The organism is Anabaena catenula FACHB-362, assembly GCF_014698735.1.
GTDB classification, from domain to species: Bacteria; Cyanobacteriota; Cyanobacteriia; order Cyanobacteriales; family Nostocaceae; genus Anabaena; species Anabaena variabilis_A.
The window spans coordinates 107,107-128,635 of sequence record NZ_JACJTQ010000006.1; the positions used below are offsets into that span (position 1 = coordinate 107,107).

Consider the following 21,529-nt stretch of genomic DNA (forward strand, 5'->3'; position numbering starts at 1 on the left):
GACTTCTTTTTTTTAATCTGGTCAATCAATTATAAATTGATGTCAGTAGTTGGGTATCTGGAAGTGCGGCAGCCCTGTCTACTGTACAATGTTTTATGGAACGAATAAATTACTGTCAAATTATTCAAAATATCTTAAGTAATCATTTTAAATCAAAACTTCAACTTCTTGGGCGATACTTGTAGGCTGAGGAATTGGTAAACCTGACTCTATTAAACCTTCTATATGAAATTCTATGGCTTCAACAATCATTTGTTGGACTTCTGCTAATGTTTCAGCCACAGCTATACAACCGGGTAAGTCGGGAACATAAGCACCATAACTGGTATTTCCTTTTTCAATTACTACTGCATAACGCATTATTCTTCCTCCAATTGAGCTTGTTTCCATATACTTTTTAGTGTACCAATGGGTACATCAATATTAGGTTTACCGGAAACTGTAACTGTACCAAGTTTATCAGGGTGTTTAAACTGTCGGTGACTTCCTCTAGTTCTGGCTAAATACCAACCATCAGCTTCTAGTCGCTGAATCACTACTCTTACTTTCATATTAACATCTATCTGTAATCAATGGTTTGATTTATTGTATAATTAATTATGTTACTCGCTGATAAAATATGCAAGATACCCTAACCATTACTATTACCCCAGAACTGAAAGCAGCACTTTTAGAAATTACTCAAGCTGAAGGTATATCTGCTGATAGTTTAGTTTGTAAAGCTATTGAGGACTACATTTTTACTCACAAATTACGTTTATTGCGTTCTTAATTATCGGTTAGCATTAAAAAAAGAACAACCTCAACGGATTTTATATTTAGCTATTAGTGAAGACACATATCGAGATTTTTTCTCCCGTCAATTTATCCAAGAATATTTAAAAGAATATCAAATTAAGGTTTTAATTTTTGATTCTTTAAACCAGGAGATTGTTTTATGGAAAGAATAAATTACTCGCAAATTATTCAAAATATTTTAAGCAATCATTCTACTAATGATATAGCTAATGGTACGGAAATTCAACTGCTTTTTGATACGCAACGTCATCATTATCAGGTATTAAATATTGGTTGGAAGCAACAAATCAGAACTTATGGAGTGATTATTCATGTTGATATTATGATAAAATCTGGATACAAAGAGATGGTACAGAAATAGGTATTGCTAATGAATTAATCACTGCTGGCGTACCTAAAGAAGATATTGTTTTAGGATTTCATGCTCCTTATAAGCGACAATTTACAGGTTTTGCGGTAGGATAATAATTTACTTACTTCCATTTTTTACCATTTCATAACAGGTTTATTCTTTATCAATAATCAGATTAACACCACAGCGAATCGCTGCTTCTGCTAACCGATTATCAAGTGTTGCTAATGGTAATTGTAACCGCAGTGCTAATTCTAAATAAGCTGCATCATAAGCGGCTAAACCTTCTCGTCTTGCTAATTTCAAAGTTGAATCTAAAGCATTTTTATCTGTAGCCATATCAACTTGAATTAATAGGGACTGTAATAAATTAATTGCTTCCTCAGATTGTTCTTTTGTCATGCGGTTGCGTCGTTCAGCTACAATAAGAGTATTAGCAATCTCTAGCGACCAAATTCCTGGCACAAATGCTTCAGAATCTACCATCATTGCTAGTATGGAATTAGCATAATCATTATTTTCGTCTACAAAACACCAGCTAATTGCTACCGAACAATCTAAAACAAACTGCATTAAAATCTTCGTCCTTCTTCAATCATTTCACGGATTAAGTTTTTATCTAAACCTACTTCTTGTCTTAGTTGTTGCATTCTAATAATTGCATCTTGAATTGATTTTTTAGTAGTAATTTTTCCCCAAGCGTTATGTTTTATTGTGGTAGTTTCTGTATTGTCTAATGGTTGCACAACTACCAATACTTCTACAGATTTATCTTTAAATTCTGTATGGGTTTGGATTTGCAATATACCATCAGCACCTATATGTGTTAGCAATTTCATTGTTTCCATTTTTTACCACCATTTTATAGATGAGAGTTTATTCATCGGAAAGATGAGCAACAGTATGTACTATAACTTAATTTATTGTATCATCAATTTTATAAGTTACCTTTGAGATAATTCTATATTTTTCATAATTTCTATTTTACTCCTCATCATCATGTAAATTAGAAATATAAGCCGGAAGTTTACCAAAACTAATTCTTTCTACATATTTAATGGCGCGATGTTCTGCCAATGATGTTTGAATTAAGGTGTTTATTAATAAGCGAAATTTATTAACATCTGCTTGAGATGGTGATTTTAATTGTGAAGCTAATAAACTAGAAATTTGCAGTATCAATTTAAGATTAGGTAAGTTAGCTTCCGTTTGTTCAATGATTTCATATTTTTTATTAAGACAATATTCATTACCTACATGAGAATAATCAGCCAGTGTTTTTAATAGTTCTGGTTTCCAATTAATAATTACTTGCTTGATTCCTGGTATTTTATTTAATAAAACAGCGATGATTTTCGGTAAGTTAGGAATGAAATCACCGATATTTCTAAATCTATAGATAGGAGTATCAATAATTAATTCTATTGTGCTAACTGGTGGTGCGCCAAATGTATAGGTTTCTAATGTATAAGCTGCAATAGGTTTTAATTCGCTTTCACTAATTTGTTTAGTAATTAATGTAGCCGCAGCACCGCCTAAACTATGTCCAGTGACGAAAATATTTTTGTTGGCGTTTTCTGCTCTTTGGATAAAGTCTTGTAATTGTTGCCAGAAACTTTTAACATAAAGATTAAAACCGGAGTGAATAGCTTCTGAATTGGGGAATGCTAGTAAGTTAAAGAAGTAATCATCTAATCTTTCTGTACCTCTAATAGCAATGACAATATCATTTTCTGTAGATAGGAGTAAACCACAACAAACTAATTCATCGGTATCACTTAAAGGACGTGGTGCTGAGATAAATTCTATTGTTTGATACGGTGGAAAAAATGATGGAGAACCTGTTTTCAGGATATCACTAACTATATCATTTCCTTGTTTATAGGCGACGTAAGCGAGTTGAGAAATACAAGCCATTTCTAGGGTGCGTTGTCTGTCGGTTGATTTTTTCATATTTGTTAAAGATGTAAATGTTTGATTTTATTTGTACAAAATAGATATGGTAGCTCAATTTATTGTATAATCAACTATGTAGCTCGCTGATAAAATATGCAAGATACCCTAACCATTACTATTACTCCAGAACTGAAAGCAGCACTTTTAGAAATTACTCAAACTGAAGGTATATCTGCTGATAGTTTAGTTGGTAAAGCTATTGAGGACTACATCTTTACTCACAAATTCCGTGCATTGCGTTCTTACTTGACGCGAAAGAATGAAACAGTTTACACCGATGAGGAAATTTTTGAGATAATTTCATGAACCTAGTTATAGATACTAATGTTTTGATTGCTGCTTTTATTGCTAAAGGGATGTGTAGTACAGTTGTTGAACACTGTCTAATTGTGCATTCTCCCATTACTTCAGATTTTATTCTCAATGAATTACATGAAAAACTGACAGTAAAGTTTAAATACTCTTCTGAAGATGCGGGAGAGGTGATAAATTTATTGCGTTCTAGAATGCAGGTTGTAATACCTACACCGTTAAATGTCCCTGTCTGTCGTGATGTTGATGATGATATGATTTTAGCAACAGCAATTGCTGGAGAGGCTGTTTGCATTATTACAGGTGATAAAGATTTACTAATATTGAAAATGTTTGAATCAATTAAAATTATTGATCCAAAAGAATTTGCTGCTTCTGAAGAAATGCTGAGATAAATTTCACGTTGAAAAAATAATGAATATCAAGTTTTCAGGATATTGCTAACTATATCATTTCCTTGTTTATAGGCGACGTAAGCAAGTTGAGAAATACAAGCCATTTCTAGGGCGCGTTGTCTGTCGGTTGATGTTTTCATATTGGTTAATTTTTGGGTGGGTTTGATTTTGTAATTACAGGGTTGTAGATTTATTGATCATAGTTTGTAATTGTTGCTGCACTTGTTCAAGTTCTTGGCGTTTTTGGTTAATAAATGCTTTTTCAATTTCAATTTGTTCTAGTAGCGTGTTGTGTTCATTTTCTTTCTGCGCTAGAGAAGCATCATAACTAGAAATTGTTTGTGCAATCATTTCATCTAATGCATTAAGTCGAGGCTCAAAGATATCTTTATGGATAACTTTATCTAACTGTTCAATTATTTGCAAAATTATGTCTTTTTCAACATTGCGAACCTGTTTTTTACATTCCTCCAAAACTGCCTTTTTTATTTGATCATATATACTACCAATACCAAATCCTGCTCCAGTAAATATTGCTGCTACTACAGCTATAATAATTGCAATTGGATTTAATAATTGTAAAATTAATATTGCTACTATACCTATAACTCCTGCTATGATTACACCTGTTAAGTAATTAATAAAATCCCCTGCAAATCCTCCGGTATAGCTACTACTCAATTTATATTCATATTTTAAGGATTGCTTGATTCCTTTAGAATTATCAAAATTTTTGACAAATTTTTGAATTTCTATTTCTAATTTTACATCTAAAATCCGAAGTTTATTTTTAATTATTTTCCTTATGTCTCTATCTACAAATCCTTCTATTTCTTTGGTTAAATCTTCGGTAAATTCCTTAACATAATCCTCAACTATACCTTTTTGTTCCAAAATAATATTTTTGTCTGATCTCCAATTTTCAGATTTTTCAGATAAGCGACTCTGCCATGAGCCTTCTTTTACCCAATTATTCCAAGATTCCCTAACATCTGATTTAACTTCATTAAGCATTTCATCCATTAGGTTTTTAGAACAAATACGTATTTTTACCCCATATCCACTTAATTCACCAATCTGCTCTATCAATATGTACTTTTCTGCTGCCGATTCTTTGATTTTTAAATTAAGTTCATCACATCTTTCTTCAAATAGCATTAAACAATTTTTGTTGAGTTGCTGAATCTTCATGGCACAGTTGTTAATTTCCACTGCACCACGTTCAGATGTTAAAAACTCTTCAAGAGATTGTGTAAAATGATTAAATGTTTTTGAGTATTCATTTTCAGTTTTATTAGTAAAAGCCTTTATTGCTTCTTTAGCAGAAATGAAATGAACGCGATTTTTACCTAAAATAATAGGGTTTTCACCATAAGCAAATTCCTCTACTAACTCACTTACATCTTGCCGATCTTCTTCAGAATCTAAAGCATCTATTTGATTGACTACGAGAAAAAGATTGTTTGCAGGTTGATTTTTTTCACCGTTATTGATTTGAGTGATAACATCCCGCACTAACTCACATTCTGTTTCACTGAGAGCAGAGGAAGCAATAGTTAAGAAAACTACTACATCAATATTTTTAAGAAGTTTTTGTGTAATAGCAGTGCGGTCAGGGTGTTCGTTTAACCCTGGAGAATCTACAAGTAATACACCATGTTTGCATAACTCTAAATCAGGATGCTCAAAAATAATCTGGTCAATATCAAAATTTGCTAACTCATTACCACGATGTTTACGTACCGCTTCTTTAGACAGAGTTGCTAAAACTTTATACTCTTCAAAAGATATCTCTTTTTCATCTCCATTTTTATAGTGACATATAATCCGTTTTTGTAATCCATGTTTTAAAAATGTTATTGTGCTACTACAGGCAATAGCTCTTACAGGTTGAATTTGTTCACCAATGAGGGCATTAATTAATGTTGATTTTCCTCGGCTGAACTCTCCTACAACTGCTACAGTAAAATTTTGATTTTGTAATTTTTGACAAAGATTTTCTATTTCTGTAATTAAGCTATTTGTTGATAATTCATGACTAGTAGCACACTCTTGAAATATTTGTATTAATTGAGGACAAATATTATCAGATATTTCTTCCCGATATTTTTTAAATTCTGCGAAGGACGAGACGCGGTACTGATTATCTTTTTGATGACTCATAATGATAAGTATTCTTTTGGCTTGCTTTATTGTAGTATAAATACTAATGAATTAAATAACGCATATAGCCGTAAATAGAAGGAATTTTATGATTTATCAATTTCCATCTCTCATTCAAGCTGGTATTGAAGCTGGTAAATATATCCCCGTCTTTAGTAATGGTTTACCCCTAAGCATTGCTAGAGATGCTGTTACAGGTCAGTTTGTGTCTCATGCTATTGGTGTTGTCAATCCATTATCACCACTGGTAGCTGCTCCTAATTTTCTTATGACTGGGTTACAGATGTATCAAAATCAGCAAAATTTTACAGCCGTCATGGGTAGCTTACAAACAATCCAAAACAGCTTGGGAGTATTACAAGCAACAACCGCCCTCATCGGTGTAGGAACAGTTGCAGGTGTAGCATTAACAGCCGTGAACTTACACCAAACCCTGAAATTACGGAAAGAAGTTGAGCAAATGCGGTTAGAGGTCAAAAATGGCTTTATTGACTTGAAACAAGCCTTAAAAGACCAAGGAGCAGAAATTAGACAATTAATTGAACAGGTAGCCCAAGATATCAAATTTGAACAACATCGCACCGTTTTGATTAGAGCCTATGGTTTATTTGTGCAAGCAATAAACCGTTTACGTTCTGCTATGCAATTACAAGATATTAGCCGCAGAAATGCAGAAATTGACGCTGTTAAAGGAATGCTATTTGAAGCTTTAGCAGATTATACAAATCCGTATTTATTAGAAGATACTTGTGCGCCTGGACAACTACGCCGGTTAGAATGTTCTTGGGCTATTGAACAAGCAATTATTATCACTTATCAAGTGCAAAATGAAGTTTCTGCTGTGAGCGATCGCTTATCGCAACTCCAAACTAAAATATGTGAAGATGCCCATACTGTAATTAATCAATGTGAATCCCACGATGAACTTGATTTTCTCTTTCCTGAACTTACCCGCATTCATAATCATGATTTAGTGATTATTGAATCATGGCAAAATCATGTAGATTGGGTAAAATCTCTACCTCCAGCAGAATTAAAACTTTTAAATAGTGCTGATTTCAATAATTCAGAAACTACCCAAACCATAACTAATTCAGAAATACCACCAGAACAAATCAGCTACGAAAACATAGCTGGAAAATCTCATTTTTATTCATTACGTGATCAATTATTATTTATGTTTGCGCCAGAATTACGACGGGAATATGAAAATTATGTCAGTCAACAAGCCGCAATTTCTGGATATAGAACCTTAGTTACATCTAATTTACAACAAGCATCAGATTTAACCGTTGCTAATCTTTTTTACTATTTTAATATTAGAGATGAATCACAAGAAGAAGTAAATAAACAATCAACTTTTGAAAATGTTTAAAAATTTCAGGTTTGTATTGACGTTACCTACCTATTTCTAGATTTTTGAAAATCAAATCTGCTCTTGGCTCAAATCCATCACCATATTCTACCTGTAAATGAGTGATGACATAGAAGGCTTTACCATTTTGTTCTCCAATGTAGACAGCACCCACTATATTTTTACCTTGGCTGAAAACAATCTTTTCTTTCGCCCAGGGATATTTGATATTAGTACTCCGGCTCACAACGCGCCATTTATTAGATGCAATTAAACCATTTTTACCATTCACAAAGTTTCTAACTTGTCCGAGAGTTTTTAAATTATTCAAAAAGGCAAAATGAACATATGCATTATCATTTTTTTTACCACCAAAGTTAGCAATAAACCTCACTCCGCTTCCTTCTCCAGAACTGCTTCCTGTAACTAAAAAATCCTTTTCAGGAAAGTAGGTAGTTAATAAGTTGCTATATTTATATAGTCTGAGTTTAACGGGAACTTTTTCACCTTCGACGGTAATTGTGGCAGTTTTGGTAGGCGGTTTATCGGCTTGAGAATTATCTCTAGTTAAAAGTGCTGTCTGAGTAGTTGTGAAGGTGTTTTCATGCTGCTGTGGCATAGCACAAGCAAAGGATACGCCTATAAGCATTATCCCAGCGGTTAATCTCATCAAATTTAGCTTCATTTTAGATCCGAAATATTTAGTATTAACTTAAATAAGAGAAACAGACACAGAGGGAAACTCTGACGCTGAGAAGCTTTCAAATACGGAGTTTGGGTATTCAACCCAAGTTATGCGGGGAGAGAGTAAACGCTCCGCGTCTTCTTGATCAGAGTTGACTGTTGGATCTGAGCAACTGTTCCTAACTCAATAATGTTGATGTATTTTTCTTTATCAATAAAATGCTAAATACAATACATTTTCTCTGTAATTTGTACGTGATTTTCATCACAAGTATTTATGATTAGAATCACACGTATCCATGATTAAGATCGTCTCTTTATAATTAGCAAATTGGCATAATTCAGTACAACTGAACTCTAGCCGAGTCATTAATAGGGAACACATCAAGTGCCGACAGCCTTTTACAGGATTGTTGGCTTTTTATTAATGGTAATTATAAACAATTAAAAATTAAAAATTAGAAATTAAAAATAAATCCTACTTTTGGCTATTTATTTTTGTAATATGCAAATCTAGCAACCGCCCAGGTGCTGAAGACATCAAGTAATGATAAAACATAGACAAAAAAAGACTTTTAAAGCTGTCACCTGCCATACTACAAAAATAAGGCTAATGGTCGTTGAATAGCGATTTTGATCAAATATCCCCACAATCGGTTAATAACTTGACAAATAATTTGCCATAGCCACTACCAAGTGTGGGGACAAGATGATCAGATGATGATCACATGAAGAAATTTATTGCCATCAAGTGCTAACGTCTGATAACTCTAGTAGACTCAAAATCCACTGGGAGAACCAGCACAGGAGTTATATCAAGACATCGCTTGAATGATGTAATCAAAGTAAGGCGCTGCTTCGGCGGCATCTTCAGCACTCAATAAATCCAATGATGCTTGCTTAAGGGAAGTGATAGCTTCAACCATTCCAGGAACAGGAACGCCCAGAGAGTTGTACATTTCCCGCACTCCTACTAAACCAATCTTTTCAATTGGTTCTTTATCGCCAGCAAGTACACCGTAGGTAATCAGGCGTAAGTACCAACCGAAATCACGGATACACAAAGCACGTTGTTTTTCACCGTAAGCATTACCACCGGGGGCAATAAAGTCAGGACGCTTCTGCCAAAGTTTTTTGGTGGCTTCTTGGACTATCTTTTTTTCATTTTCGGCGAGGGTAGTAACGATTCTTGTGCGTTGTACACCAGTTTCCAAAAATTCTTTAATACTCTTGAGTTCGCCACTACTGGGGTAGCGCAGTTCGTCATCGGCTTGGAGAATAACTTGGCTAATTACAGTCATGATTATTAAGCTGTTACGCGAAATATTATTTGCTAGTTTAACTAGTTAGAGGTACAGAAGTGAAGGGTGTGAGAAGATAGGGATGGGAACTGGGGATTGGGGATTGGGGAAAATTAAGGAAGTAATTGTAATAATTCTTCAATCACCAAATCCAAAATCCCTTCGGGTATGCCTCCGGCTCCCGTAAGGGATACGCAGTCGCACCCTTCGGGAAGGCGAAGCGCCTACATGGGGGAAACCACGCCACTTGACGGCAGTTGCTACAAGTCGGGAAACCCGCCCATCGCACTGCCTCCTTTAAGCCGGGAAACCCGTCCAACGCAGTGGCTCCCCAAGACCCTTACGGGTTCGCCAGTTCCCTACGGCGGGAAACCCGCCTTCAGGACTGGACTCACCGCGCTGACTCACCAACATCCAACATCCAAAATTGAATGACTAATGACTAATACAGCTTGGCGACAGGGTGAAATAATTGAAGTTGATATTTCTGATTTGAGTGATACTGGTGATGGCGTGGGACGCTTTGATCAGCGTGTGGTCTTTGTTCCAGACACTGTCAGGGGCGATCGCGTGCTGGTGAAATTATTACAAGTTAAACCAAAATATGCTTATGGTAAACTGGAGCAGATAGTCCAGCGCTCTCCAGGACGTATCCGACCAAGTTGCATAGTGGCTGATAAATGTGGTGGCTGTCAGTGGCAGCATATTAATTATGATTACCAGTTAATAGCCAAGCGTAATCAGGTCATTCAAGCATTAGAACGTATTGGCGGGTTTGTCCAACCACCTGTAGACGCTGTATTGGGGGCTGATTCATCCTTAGGTTATCGGAATAAAGTTACCTATCCTTTGGGTGTCTCAGCGACAGGTCAGGTACAAGCTGGTTATTACCAAAAAGGTAGCCACCAATTAATTAACTTAAATCAATGTCCAGTCCAAGACCAACGCTTAAATCCCATGCTGGCTGAAGTCAAGCAGGATATCCAAAAGCAAGGTTGGTCAATTTACAACGAACGTCGTCACCAAGGGCAAATTCGCCATCTGGGTTTACGCATTGGTCGTCGTACAGGTGAAATGCTGCTGACTTTAGTGGTGAAGGATTGGAAATTACCCAGAATTGAAAGCCAAGCAGAAGAATGGTTGCAGCGATATCCCCAATTGGTAGGGGTGTCACTGAATCGGAATAGCGATCGCACAAATGCTATCTTTGGCAACGAAACTCGTTGTATCGCCGGAGTTCCTGCCCTGCGCGAAATATTTGCTGGGCTAGAATTTCAAGTACTCCCAGATACATTTTTTCAAGTATCCACCGAAACCGCAGAAGCCCTATTAAAGGTAATTCAGTCAGAACTCAATCTTCAAGGTCATGAAGTTCTAGTCGATGCCTACTGCGGCATTGGGACTTTAACCTTGCCTTTAGCGAAACAAGCCCAGCAAGTTACAGGCTTGGAAGTGCAATCAGCAGCCGTAGAACAGGCTATTTCCAATGCCCAACATAACGGGATTAATAATGTTACATTTCAAATAGGAGCAGTGGAGAAAATCCTGCCAGATTTGGGGATTATACCAGATGTCGTATTACTTGATCCGCCACGTAAAGGATGTGAAGCTAATGTCATCAAAACTTTACTTGACTTGAAACCATCTCGGATTGTTTACGTCAGTTGTAAAGTAGCTACCCTAGCCCGTGACCTCAAATTACTTTGTAAAGATGGAATATACACTCTTACCAGAGTACAGCCAGCTGATTTTTTTCCCCAAACCGCTCACGTCGAAGCTGTCGCTTTTCTGGTATTATCACCTTTGGCTCAAAGTTAGCGAATTCTTTACAAAAACCCAAATGAAAAATTTGTAGTCTAGTGCATAGTACTAATGCTAAGATCTAATTAGGCTAAAAATAGAAATTCTTTTTTTACATTGAAGTTGCATAGGCTCTTAAAAAGGTGAATTAGATTGCGTAAATTATAAAGAGGCAATTAAATAGAGTATTTCCATACTCGTTCAAATTAATAGCAACTTAAAAGTTGTTAAATGCATTAGTCAAAATAATTACAGCCAATTTTGAACCAAGCAATTCTAACTTATGTTTAGAGTCAATGCTCCCCAGCATTTTCAAAATTTAGTTTTACAGACGCTAGTTTGAAAGCAGCATGACCACCTCAATTTTTATCAGGGTGCCTGTGACAGCAAACTGATGTCTAGCTAACTAAAAGCTACGGGGTTTCTCTTGTGATTACCATTTCTCTTCGTCCAGTTGGACGTTCTTGGGGTACTATTAGTTTTGCCTCGACTCTTTATCTTTGTCCCATATTAGATTTACTATTGGCAGAAGTTCCCGCCAAATTACAAGCAGAGTTGCGGCTAGGACTTCAAGAAGCCCTAGTAAACGCAGCTAAACATGGAAATAATCTTGATCCCGGTAAATTAGTAGTAGTGCGTTTTTCCTTGATAGATAATCAATATTGGTGGATCATTTCCGACCAAGGTAGTGGATTCACACCTTTACCGGATTTCGATAGCGATCCCACAGACTATTTACCACCAGATGAAGCCGAAAGTGGTCGCGGAATGTCTCTTCTTCATCAGATTTTTGATCAGGTAGAATGGAACCGCAAAGGAACAGAATTAAGGCTTTGTAAGCAATTAGAAACCCGTCGTTTACTATCTTTACGACGATGAAGGCAGGAGGCAAGGGGTGCAGAGTGCAGGGGGCAGGGAGAAAGAGGGTTTTAATCTACTTAATTGCTGATCAAACAAACTCTCCGCGTCACCGCGTCCCACCGTCTCCTCATCTCCCCATCCCCCCATCCCCCCATCACCTTTTGCCGTGACTTTCACAAGGAGGGGCAGAGACAGACTTATCTAGCCAACCAATAGCCTGTTCTAATCTCACTTGAGCTTCTTGAGGCTGGTTTTTGACCAAAAACACCATCGCGGCGGCTACCTGTTCACTAGCGCGGGAATTGCGGTTAGACTTGAGACGATGCCAATCATCAGGAGAGATACTTAGCCTTTCCATCAGGGCTTGTGCCAGTTCTAAAGTGCTAATTTCATTCAGTTGACTGGTTTGAGACATTTGAGACATAAGACTAAGTGCTGAGTTCTAAGTGCTGAGTCAAAAGTTTTTAGTTCAGAACCTTGACTAATGACCAATGACTATTGATTAATTATCCTAGTTTACTAGTTTGTCGATGAAGCCGCCCAAACAATCAACCCAACCGTCACCAGAGGAAAATCCCGAAGCTGATTTTGCACAAGAACTGGAAGAAGTGGAAAATTCGCTCTTATTATTGAAAGAACGGTATGCCCAAGTACAAAGGGATCAAGAACAAAAGGCACAATGGCAACAAGAATTAAAGAATCTCAAGCAAAATAAGCATCAGCACCCAGGAATCAAAAAGGAGTTAAAACGCATTCAACAACAATTGGAAGCCTTAGAAATAAATTTGGAAAGCCAGTTGTTTTCTTGGACGAGTCTGAAAAGACCTTTTTGGCAAGTAGTCCGCTTTGGGGGAATGGGAGTTATTATCGGTTGGTTATTAAAATCTTGGGTTGGGTAGTTCTAATTTGGGATTGTAAAATTAGGTAGGATTGGCTTAATTGTTAATTTTTCTTAAAATAAAAACTATACACATTTACAAAATACAAATTGTAGAAAATGGTAAATCGCCGAATTGCAGAAATATTAAAAACTGGTCAACCTGAAGAGTCTTTAGTAGTTCAAGGTTGGGTAAGAACAAAACGCGAGTTAAAAGGTTTTGCTTTTTTAGAAGTTAATGATGGTTCTTCATTAGGTAATTTGCAAATTGTCATTAATCAAGATTTACCAGACTACGAAGGAATCTTAAAAAAAATCAATACTGGTGCTTCTGTAGAAATAACAGGTGTACTTGTCGCTTCCCAAGGAAAAGGACAGCGCATAGAATTAAAAGCTGATAGCGTTAAAGTCTACGGTGATGCTGATCCCGATACATATCCTCTGCAAAAGAAACGCCATTCCTTTGAGTTTCTACGCACCATTGCACATTTGCGTTCTAGAACCAACTCCTTTGGTGCAGTATTTCGGGTGAGAAATGCTTGTTCAGCAGCTATTCACCAATTCTTCCAAGAAAAAGGATTTTTGTGGGTACATACTCCCATTATTACCGCTAGTGACTGTGAAGGTGCTGGAGAATTATTTAGCGTTACCAATTTCAATTTAAAGAATGTTCCCCGCAGCGAAAATCAAGAAATTGATTATAGCCAAGACTTCTTTAGCAAACCAGCTTATTTAACAGTCAGTGGACAATTAGAAGCCGAAATTATGGCAATGGCTTTTACTAACGTCTACACCTTTGGCCCTACATTCCGGGCTGAAAATTCTAATACTTCTCGTCACTTAGCAGAATTTTGGATGGTTGAACCAGAAATGGCTTTTTGTGATTTAGAAGGTGATATGGATTTAGCGGAAGAGTTTCTGAAATATATCTTTAAATATGTATTAGAAACTTGTCCAGAAGACATGGAATTTTTTAATGAACGTATTGATAAGACTGTTTTAGAAACCGCAAATAACATTATTAATAATCAATTTGAAAGATTGACTTATACAGAAGCAGTCAAACTTTTAGAAAAGGCTGATGTTAAATTTGATTATCCTGTTAGTTGGGGTGCAGATTTGCAATCAGAACATGAACGCTATTTAGCAGAACAACTGTTTAAAAAGCCTGTGATTGTTACAGATTATCCAGCCAAAATCAAAGCCTTTTATATGCGGTTGAGTGATGATGAAAAAACCGTCCGCGCTATGGATATTCTCGCACCCAAAATAGGCGAAATAATTGGCGGTTCTCAACGGGAAGAAAGACTTGATGTATTAGAAAAACGGGTTTTAGCCCAAGGTATGAACCCAGAAGATTTGTGGTGGTATTTAGATTTGCGTCGTTATGGTACTGTTCCCCATGCTGGTTTTGGTTTGGGGTTTGAAAGATTGGTACAATTTATGACGGGTATGGGAAATATTCGAGATGTAATTCCGTTCCCACGTACACCACAAAGCGCAGAGTTTTAATTGTAGTTTTAATGGTAGGGTGGGTTAGGACGGTAGTCCGTAACCCACCATAAACTTCAGGATAATGGTGGATTACATTGTTGCTAACCGACTCTACATGATCACTATTTACTAGATAAAAATGGTGGTTTACCCCTATTCAAATTCAACATCATTGATTAAATTCGGTATTTGTTCACTTCCCCAATTTTCTGGATAAATACCTTGAGAAACAAAGCGATGAAAACTGGAAAATTCCCATTGTTTTGCTGTTGTACATAATCCATGTTTGATGGGATTATAATGTATATAATCACAGTGAGCAGCAAAGTCTATTTCATCTTTAATTGTATGTTCCCAAAACCGACGCTGCCAAAGATTACTTTCTTTTTGCTTTTGGCGTGAAGGTGAAATTTGAGCCTCAAGTGCTAATTTTTCTGCACAGTGTTTGGTTACAAATGTTTTAATTAAACGCCATCTTGTTGAATAATCACTGTCTTCTATAGGTAATGTCCATATACAATGTAGATGATCTGGTAATAAAACCATAGCATCAATAACAAAAAGATATTTTTTGCGAACGTGATTGATAGCTAGACGTAATGTATTTCTTCCGATTTCAGTGCATAGCCATTTCTGGCGTTGATAGGTAACTCCTGTAAAAAAATATGTACCTCCTGCAAGAGTGTATCTTCTGTAGTCAGGCATAGGATTATCTATATTATTGAAGTTTGTGGGTTTATGGGTTTTTGTTTCATGGGTTTTTGGTGGGTTACGCTTTCGCTAACCCACCCTACGGTTTTAATATGATTGCTTATCAATAAATCAACTTCAATTAACTGTACTGACGGCAGTATAGATGTAATTATTTATATGCGTATATTTAAAAGACCGACTTTTAATTAATTCTCTGTTTTATGGAAACTTATATCTTGCACCAACCAGCGATATTCCCTTTGTTGTTGGGGAAATTAGGAGATTTACGTGGGGTGATGTAGTGATATTTTTAGGTGATATCCGGGTTGGAAGATAGGAGTTAAGGACTGTATCATAAAATATGAATTATGAAGTTTGAATTTAGAAAATCCAAATTTGACTTCACAATTCATAATTTATTAGCTTTCAGGCTGAATGCAAAAGAAAAATTCTAGTTTTGAGTTTTGAGTTAGGACACTGTAACTCAAAACTCATAACTTTAAAATTTCACCAAATCAGCAGTGGGTTTAAGCCATTTGATTTTCAATTGCCCAACGCGCTAGTTCGGTGCGGTTGTGGAGATTGGTTTTACCCAACATATTGGATACATGGCTTTCAACAGTACGCTGACTGACATTTAATTCTTCAGCGATTTCCCGGTTAGCTAAACCTCTGGCTACAAACTGAACTACTTTCAGTTCTGTTGGGGTTAACTGCACATCGAAGGGAACCTGGATACGGGAACCGTTTTCCCCTCCCTTTGTCTGGTGTTCTTTCCAACGGATAGTTTGCTTGAGTGAGGATTCTACTTGTGCTACGAGTTCTTCTGGTTCAAAGGGCTTGACCATGTACACGTCAGCACCTTTGTTCAGACCTTTAACTCGGTCTGCACTTTGTCCCTTAGCGGAAAGGAAAAGAACAGGTATCCAACTAGTACGTTCGTTTTGCCGGACTTGTTCAACGAAAGTATATCCGTCCATTTCCGGCATCATCACGTCACAGATGATCATGTCTGGAACTTCATGTTCTAAAATTTCCAGAGCTTCTCGTCCATTTTCGGCGGTGATGACTTCGTATCCCCGGAATTCTAAGTAATCCTTCACCAGCAAGATGAGGTTAGGGTCATCGTCAATCAATAGAAGTCGTTTGTGATCTTTCATGCTGGGCTCTTTCATAGCAGTGGCACTTGTCGCGCTTCGATCCATCAAGGTCTTGAATAGTTATCCTCTATGGTGGATTATTGAGATGCTTTTTTTCCCACTTAACTTGCCCTTGCTGCCTGGAAGTCTAAAAAGTGACGGTCACTTTCAATCTTACTAGTAGCTGGATGGCAAAAGTCCAGTAAGGATACGGAGAGCAACAGTATTTATAATGCGCTATTATATACGGCTTTGAAAGGGGCGGGCTAAAAAAGATTGATAAAATCAAAATCCTTTTGGTTGACAACTTCAGTATTGACTGAAAGATCATCCTAGCTCAAAACTAACCCGCACTTTCATTCGCTGACTGCTGCTCTATTATATCCTTTGGATGTTAAGCCTCTATTTCAGAGGTTTACGAGAAACAGGGTAAGTTTCTGGCAAAGGATGGGTCAAAAATGCATATCCTTCAACCACCACCATTCTGCCGATTAAGTGTTCTTGGATGATCCGCTCAATGACTTCCGGTTTCGTTTGGCTATACCAGACCCCATCTGGGTAAACTACCATTATCTGCCTAGAACAACAAACACGCAAGCAGTTGGATTTAGTTCTGAAGATGCAAATGGGATGACGAAGAAAGCATTTGGTTGAGAGGTGGCTCCTTGAGTGGCTCTTGCAAGCATTTCCCGGATTCCAGACTAGCTTGTTTTAACCAGGAGTGAGCAACCATCTGCTCAGAAAAAACAGCAAGCTGTTTGGTGAATATTTGCCAGTTCTAGATTGTCCAAACAATGACTTGAGGTTTTAAGTTCCACAGTTTTAGTAGTTTTGGGGATTGGACGGCAATGTTACTCATTAAGCGGCTCCCTGATTACAGTTCTATAACAATTTGCCAGCTTTGCAAATAAAGTTGTCCATATAAAAATATTCATTACCTACGCAACAAAACCTGACAACTATACTAATTAAGTATAAATACTTAAGTATAGCTGCGCCTTCATAGTTCGGGAACCCGTACACCTGGAATTATTGCCATTGGATGCTGCTCTTCGGTAAATTAGCACTCAGGAGTCGAGAGTGCTAACAAGGCAAGAAAAATTTTTATGGCAGCTGTATCTCTAAGCGTTTCTACAGTTCAACCTTTGGGCGATCGCGTTTTCGTGAAAGTGACCGCCGCTGAAGAAAAGACCGCAGGTGGTCTGTATTTGCCAGACACCGCTAAGGAAAAGCCCCAAGTAGGGGAAGTAGTAGCCCTTGGTCCTGGCAAGCGTAATGACGATGGTAATCGTCAGGAAATGGAAATTAAAATCGGCGATAAGGTGCTGTACTCCAAGTATGCAGGCACTGACATCAAGCTCGGTACTGAAGAATATGTACTGCTTTCTGAGAAGGATATTCTAGCAGTCGTGATCTAAAAGGGTGATGAGGGGTATGAGGTATGTAGGGACTGGAAAAAAGTTCTCCCCTATGACCAATTACCAATCCCCAATCCCCAATCCCCAAATTCAAGACAAATTTTAAGTTATTACCTTTACCTGGATTTAGACTTATATGGCAAAGCGCATTATTTACAACGAAAACGCCCGTCGCGCTCTAGAACGCGGTATTGATATCTTAGCTGAGGCTGTAGCTGTTACCCTTGGACCTAAAGGTCGCAACGTAGTTCTAGAGAAGAAATTTGGCGCACCACAAATCGTTAATGACGGTGTCACCATCGCTAAAGAAATTGAATTAGAAGACCACATTGAAAACACAGGTGTGGCGCTAATTCGTCAAGCTGCTTCTAAGACCAATGACGCTGCGGGTGATGGTACAACCACCGCTACCGTTTTGGCTCATGCGATCGTTAAGGAAGGCTTGCGGAACGTTGCAGCTGGTGCTAATGCGATTTTGCTGAAGCGCGGTATTGATAAAGCATCTGCGTTTTTAGTAGAAAGAATTGCTGAACACGCTCGTCCTGTAGAAGATTCTAAAGCGATCGCACAAGTTGCGGCAATCTCCGCTGGTAACGACGAAGAAGTCGGCAGCATGATTGCTCAAGCTATGGATAAGGTGGGTAAAGAAGGCGTAATTTCCCTAGAAGAAGGGAAGTCTATGACCACCGAACTCGAAATCACCGAAGGGATGCGCTTTGACAAAGGCTATATCTCTCCTTACTTCGCTACTGATGCAGAGCGGATGGAAACGGTTTTCGATGAGCCTTACATCTTGTTGACAGACAAGAAAATTGCTTTAGTCCAAGATTTAGTTCCTGTACTTGAGCAAGTAGCTCGTTCTGGTCGTCCTTTGGTGATTATCGCCGAAGATATCGAAAAAGAAGCTTTGGCAACCTTGGTAGTTAACCGTTTGCGCGGTGTACTCAATGTTGCGGCTGTTAAGGCTCCTGGTTTTGGCGATCGCCGTAAGGCTATGCTAGAAGATATTGCTGTCTTGACTGGTGGTCTACTCATCACCGAAGATGCTGGTTTGAAGCTGGATACCACCAAGCTAGATAGCCTGGGTAAAGCTCGCCGCATCACCATCACCAAAGACAGCACCACAATTGTTGCTGAAGGTAACGAAGCTCCAGTTAAGGCTCGTTGCGAACAAATCCGTCGTCAAATGGAAGAAACCGAATCTTCCTACGACAAAGAAAAACTGCAAGAGCGTTTGGCTAAATTGTCTGGTGGTGTAGCTGTTGTGAAAGTTGGTGCAGCTACCGAAACCGAAATGAAGGACAAGAAGCTGCGCTTGGAAGATGCTATCAACGCTACCAAAGCTGCTGTAGAAGAAGGTATTGTTCCTGGTGGTGGTACAACCCTAGCTCACCTCGCTCCTCAGTTGGAAGAGTGGGCTAAGGCTAACCTCAAGGATGAAGAGTTGACTGGTGCTTTAATTGTGGCTCGTGCTTTACCTGCACCTCTGAAGAGAATTGCAGAAAATGCCGGTCAGAATGGCGCTGTCATTGCTGAACGTGTGAAAGAGAAGGATTTCAATGTAGGTTTCAACGCAGCTACCAACGAATTCGTTGATATGTTGGAAGCTGGGATTGTTGATCCTGCGAAAGTAACTCGTTCTGCGCTGCAAAATGCGGCTTCTATTGCGGGAATGGTGTTGACAACCGAATGTATCGTTGTTGACAAGCCTGAGCCTAAGGATGGCGCTCCTGCTGCTGGTGCTGGTATGGGTGGCGGAGATTTTGATTACTAAAATCTTTTCCTAGATTAGTTTAAATAATGGCCGCTTCCGTAAGGGGGCGGCTGTTTTTTTTGCACGCAGAGGCGCAGAGGCGCGGAGAAGTAGATATAGATTAGGTTAAGTGAGTGGAGAATACCGTATTGTGTTAATATTGACCAAATATTGTCAATATTCCGGTTTAACACTTACTTATGGGATTTAATATTATTGGTGCTGTTGTTGGTTTTGTTCTCCAAACTGGTGACCAAATAGTTTCTGCTTTTATTGAGCAGAAATTTGGTAAAGAAAAGAAACGTAATTTACCTGCAAAAATTGAAAGTGTTCGACAAGATACGCGAGTGCGTCAGGCAGAAATAGATTACTATAACCGTCGAGAAGCTAGAGAGAAAGAATTACTGCAAGTTCAAGAAGTACGCTTAAAAACAGATATACAAATTGCCGCAGCTAAGGCAGAAAGAGAAGAAAGAGCTTTGCAATTAAAACAGGAAGAATTAGAAGATAGACGTAAATTAAGTGCTTTATACTTAGATGTAATTCGAGAAAAAACAACCCAAGAGATTGAAATTAAGAAAAAAGAAATTCAGGCTATTTTTGATCAGCAAAAATGGCCAGGTATTTTAAGTCGTGATGAAGTACAAAGAATATTTGTTGAGGAACAAGAGAAACCACGTTTATTAATGTTAGTTCCACCTCCAGATATTAGCGAAGATTTCCCTGTATCATTTCGTGATAGTCTCAATAAAGAAATTCGCAATCAATTAAAAATATTCTTAGAAAAGCATTATTCACTTCAAGGTGATTTATGCCCAGTAGAATTTTATGGTAAATATTTTGAGCGTTCTGTTTTTGATGCTGAAGTTAAGCAGCTAGAGACAATTTTATCTGCTGTGCCTACTGCCATTATTTATACTGATATTACAGATCACGAAGTTTATTTTAATGTTCGGTTTTGGGGACTGCAAAAACCAGTATCTTTATCTTTTGAACCTTGGAACTGGGAAGAAGTAAAAAAGCAACTTGATGAAGCTGGAAATGATGAAAAACAAAGTTTCCGCATAATTAGACAGACTATTGTTACTTTGCATAAGTTATTAGCGGCTTTTTTGGCAGATTGGTATTATTTAAATATTGATCCAAATTATGAACCACAGTTATTGAATATAGAAGCTGATATTCCTTCAGACTGGACAAACAAGATTAATGAACAGCTAAGTTTAATCTGTCAAGATTATCGAGAAATATATAATAAGGATTTGAAACTATTAGCAGATTTTGAAAGTAAGAAAAAACAAAATTGGCGATGTATCCATACTTTGACTGGACATTTAAATACTGTTTATTCTGTTGCTATTAATCCAAATGGTAAAACTTTTGCTAGTGGAGGGGGGGATAATAATATTAAGGTTTGGAACTTACAGAATGGAGAAATGATTTGCACCTTTAATGGTCATTCTAATTATGTTCGTACCGTTGCGTTTAGTCCTGATGGACAGACACTAGCTAGTGGTAGCTATGATGATACAGTTAGATTATGGTATTCCCGAACAGGAACAACTTTTACTGGACATTCAGCAGATGTTGAGTCAGTTGTATTTAGCCCTGATGGTAAAACTCTCGCTACGGGAAGTGATGATACAACTATTAAAATATGGAATTTAATTAATGGAGAGTTAATTTCTACTCTAACTGGACATGAAAAATTCGTTGTATCTCTGGCATTTAGTCCTGATGGACAGACATTAATTAGTGGTAGTAGCGACAGTACTATAAAAATATGGGATATGAAAACTGGGCTGGTAGTTCACACTCTTGCTGCACATTTAGGCACTGTTCTTAGTTTAGCTATTAGCCCTGATGGTAAGACTTTTGCTAGTGGAAGTGTTGATAATTCTATTAAAATTTGGTATTCGTCAAAAGGTGAATTAATTCACACCTTTTCTGGGCATACAAACACTGTATGTAGTGTTGCCTTTAGTCCTGATGGACATTTTTTAGCTAGTGGAAGTAATGATTATACAATTAAACTCTGGCATCTAGGTACAAAAGAATTAATAAATACTCTTTCTGGACATTCATCAACTGTTCATTCAATTGCTTTTAGTCCTGATGGAAAAACTCTTGTGAGTGGTAGTGCTGATAAAACAATTAAAATTTGGAAGTGTGAGTAATA

Annotated in this window: 24 protein-coding genes and 1 pseudogene; 13 read left to right on the forward strand and 12 right to left on the reverse strand. The window is 37.6% G+C overall.

The features are described 5' to 3' along the window. Positions 1–147: 147 nt before the first annotated feature. A complete protein-coding gene (locus H6G68_RS06665) occupies positions 148–360 on the reverse strand; it encodes a type II toxin-antitoxin system HicB family antitoxin (RefSeq protein ID WP_190905930.1) in 213 nt (70 codons plus the stop codon). Then, positions 360–551, reverse strand: coding sequence for a type II toxin-antitoxin system HicA family toxin (locus tag H6G68_RS06670; protein ID WP_190905931.1), 192 nt, complete (start codon positions 549–551; stop codon positions 360–362). The genes H6G68_RS06665 and H6G68_RS06670 overlap by 1 nt, the downstream gene beginning before the upstream one ends. A gap of 68 nt (positions 552–619) precedes the next feature. Here H6G68_RS06670 and H6G68_RS06675 point away from each other — a divergent pair, with 68 nt between their 5' ends. The 3 genes and pseudogenes from H6G68_RS06675 to H6G68_RS06685 all read left to right on the forward strand — a co-directional run bounded on the left by H6G68_RS06675 (position 620) and on the right by H6G68_RS06685 (position 1,263). After that, positions 620–772, forward strand: a complete 153-nt coding sequence (locus H6G68_RS06675) for a ribbon-helix-helix domain-containing protein (protein ID WP_190905932.1) — start codon at positions 620–622, stop codon at positions 770–772. Beyond that, positions 726–950 carry an element excision factor XisH family protein gene (locus H6G68_RS06680; protein ID WP_242045162.1) on the forward strand — a complete coding sequence of 75 codons (225 nt, stop codon included), beginning with the start codon at positions 726–728 and terminating at the stop codon, positions 948–950. Before H6G68_RS06675 ends, H6G68_RS06680 begins: the two co-directional genes overlap by 47 nt. Continuing rightward, positions 938–1,263, forward strand: a pseudogene (locus H6G68_RS06685) (element excision factor XisI family protein). Before H6G68_RS06680 ends, H6G68_RS06685 begins: the two are co-directional and overlap by 13 nt. Before the next feature lie 40 nt (positions 1,264–1,303). On the opposite strand, the gene H6G68_RS06690 reads toward H6G68_RS06685, so the two are convergent. From H6G68_RS06690 to H6G68_RS06700, 3 genes are all read right to left on the reverse strand, one after another. Continuing rightward, entirely contained in the window at positions 1,304–1,723 is a 420-nt protein-coding gene (locus H6G68_RS06690) for a type II toxin-antitoxin system VapC family toxin (protein WP_190905933.1), read from the reverse strand. Then, a complete protein-coding gene (locus tag H6G68_RS06695; RefSeq protein WP_190905934.1) occupies positions 1,723–1,998 on the reverse strand; it encodes a hypothetical protein in 276 nt (91 codons plus the stop codon). The genes H6G68_RS06690 and H6G68_RS06695 overlap by 1 nt, the downstream gene beginning before the upstream one ends. Before the next feature lie 136 nt (positions 1,999–2,134). Continuing rightward, the gene (locus H6G68_RS06700; RefSeq protein ID WP_190905935.1) at positions 2,135–3,103 is read right to left on the reverse strand and encodes a lipase family protein; all 969 of its coding nucleotides are present in this window, start codon (positions 3,101–3,103) and stop codon (positions 2,135–2,137) included. 96 nt (positions 3,104–3,199) lie between these two features. On the opposite strand from H6G68_RS06700, the gene H6G68_RS06705 reads away from it, so the two are divergent. Both H6G68_RS06705 and H6G68_RS06710 read left to right on the forward strand, forming a co-directional pair. Beyond that, positions 3,200–3,412, forward strand: a complete 213-nt coding sequence (locus H6G68_RS06705; RefSeq protein WP_190905936.1) for a hypothetical protein — start codon at positions 3,200–3,202, stop codon at positions 3,410–3,412. Then, positions 3,409–3,813, forward strand: a complete 405-nt coding sequence (locus H6G68_RS06710; RefSeq protein WP_190905937.1) for a putative toxin-antitoxin system toxin component, PIN family — start codon at positions 3,409–3,411, stop codon at positions 3,811–3,813. The genes H6G68_RS06705 and H6G68_RS06710 overlap by 4 nt, the downstream gene beginning before the upstream one ends. A 174-nt stretch (positions 3,814–3,987) precedes the next feature. On the opposite strand, the gene H6G68_RS06715 is transcribed toward H6G68_RS06710, so the two are convergent. Further along, entirely contained in the window at positions 3,988–5,976 is a 1,989-nt protein-coding gene (locus H6G68_RS06715) for a dynamin family protein (protein ID WP_190905938.1), read from the reverse strand. Between the two features lie 88 nt (positions 5,977–6,064). On the opposite strand from H6G68_RS06715, the gene H6G68_RS06720 reads away from it, so the two are divergent. Beyond that, a complete protein-coding gene (locus H6G68_RS06720; protein WP_190905939.1) occupies positions 6,065–7,351 on the forward strand; it encodes a hypothetical protein in 1,287 nt (428 codons plus the stop codon). Positions 7,352–7,373: 22 nt separating this feature from the next. Here the strand turns inward: H6G68_RS06720 and H6G68_RS06725 are convergent, their stop codons facing one another. Further along, positions 7,374–8,015 (reverse strand): hypothetical protein, encoded by a 642-nt coding sequence (locus tag H6G68_RS06725; protein WP_190905940.1) that lies wholly within the window; start codon positions 8,013–8,015, stop codon positions 7,374–7,376. A gap of 814 nt (positions 8,016–8,829) precedes the next feature. Next, positions 8,830–9,315 (reverse strand): allophycocyanin subunit alpha-B, encoded by a 486-nt coding sequence (gene apcD / locus H6G68_RS06730; protein ID WP_127054105.1) that lies wholly within the window; start codon positions 9,313–9,315, stop codon positions 8,830–8,832. Positions 9,316–9,753: 438 nt separating this feature from the next. Between apcD and rlmD the strand changes: the two genes are divergently transcribed. Together rlmD and H6G68_RS06740 are read left to right on the forward strand one after the other, a co-directional pair. Next, positions 9,754–11,133 carry a 23S rRNA (uracil(1939)-C(5))-methyltransferase RlmD gene (gene rlmD, locus H6G68_RS06735; protein ID WP_190905941.1) on the forward strand — a complete coding sequence of 460 codons (1,380 nt, stop codon included), beginning with the start codon at positions 9,754–9,756 and terminating at the stop codon, positions 11,131–11,133. Between the two features lie 411 nt (positions 11,134–11,544). Further along, on the forward strand, positions 11,545–11,994 hold the full coding sequence (locus H6G68_RS06740) for an ATP-binding protein (RefSeq protein WP_016951442.1): 450 nt from the start codon (positions 11,545–11,547) through the stop codon (positions 11,992–11,994). Between the two features lie 136 nt (positions 11,995–12,130). On the opposite strand, the gene H6G68_RS06745 is transcribed toward H6G68_RS06740, so the two are convergent. Further along, a complete protein-coding gene (locus H6G68_RS06745) occupies positions 12,131–12,391 on the reverse strand; it encodes a DUF6439 family protein (protein WP_190905982.1) in 261 nt (86 codons plus the stop codon). 115 nt (positions 12,392–12,506) lie between these two features. Here H6G68_RS06745 and H6G68_RS06750 point away from each other — a divergent pair, with 115 nt between their 5' ends. Continuing rightward, a complete protein-coding gene (locus H6G68_RS06750) occupies positions 12,507–12,875 on the forward strand; it encodes a sll0565 family protein (RefSeq protein ID WP_071190897.1) in 369 nt (122 codons plus the stop codon). Between the two features lie 98 nt (positions 12,876–12,973). Continuing rightward, positions 12,974–14,365 (forward strand): asparagine--tRNA ligase, encoded by a 1,392-nt coding sequence (asnS, locus tag H6G68_RS06755; protein ID WP_190905942.1) that lies wholly within the window; start codon positions 12,974–12,976, stop codon positions 14,363–14,365. Positions 14,366–14,500: 135 nt separating this feature from the next. Here the strand turns inward: asnS and H6G68_RS06760 are convergent, their stop codons facing one another. The 3 genes from H6G68_RS06760 to H6G68_RS06770 all read right to left on the reverse strand — a co-directional run bounded on the left by H6G68_RS06760 (position 14,501) and on the right by H6G68_RS06770 (position 16,749). Continuing rightward, entirely contained in the window at positions 14,501–15,052 is a 552-nt protein-coding gene (locus tag H6G68_RS06760) for an REP-associated tyrosine transposase (protein WP_190905943.1), read from the reverse strand. A 515-nt stretch (positions 15,053–15,567) separates the two neighbouring features. Then, a complete protein-coding gene (locus tag H6G68_RS06765) occupies positions 15,568–16,245 on the reverse strand; it encodes a response regulator transcription factor (protein WP_071190900.1) in 678 nt (225 codons plus the stop codon). 336 nt (positions 16,246–16,581) lie between these two features. Continuing rightward, entirely contained in the window at positions 16,582–16,749 is a 168-nt protein-coding gene (locus H6G68_RS06770; RefSeq protein WP_158624041.1) for a hypothetical protein, read from the reverse strand. Positions 16,750–17,285: 536 nt separating this feature from the next. Between H6G68_RS06770 and groES the strand changes: the two genes are divergently transcribed. From groES to H6G68_RS06785, 3 genes are all read left to right on the forward strand, one after another. Next, positions 17,286–17,597: a co-chaperone GroES gene (gene groES / locus H6G68_RS06775; protein ID WP_016951426.1), complete on the forward strand. Its 312-nt coding sequence runs from the start codon at positions 17,286–17,288 to the stop codon at positions 17,595–17,597. 136 nt (positions 17,598–17,733) lie between these two features. Further along, the gene (groL, locus tag H6G68_RS06780; RefSeq protein WP_190905944.1) at positions 17,734–19,371 is read left to right on the forward strand and encodes a chaperonin GroEL; all 1,638 of its coding nucleotides are present in this window, start codon (positions 17,734–17,736) and stop codon (positions 19,369–19,371) included. A 179-nt stretch (positions 19,372–19,550) separates the two neighbouring features. Beyond that, a complete protein-coding gene (locus tag H6G68_RS06785) occupies positions 19,551–21,527 on the forward strand; it encodes a WD40 domain-containing protein (RefSeq protein ID WP_190905945.1) in 1,977 nt (658 codons plus the stop codon). Positions 21,528–21,529: the final 2 nt, after the last annotated feature.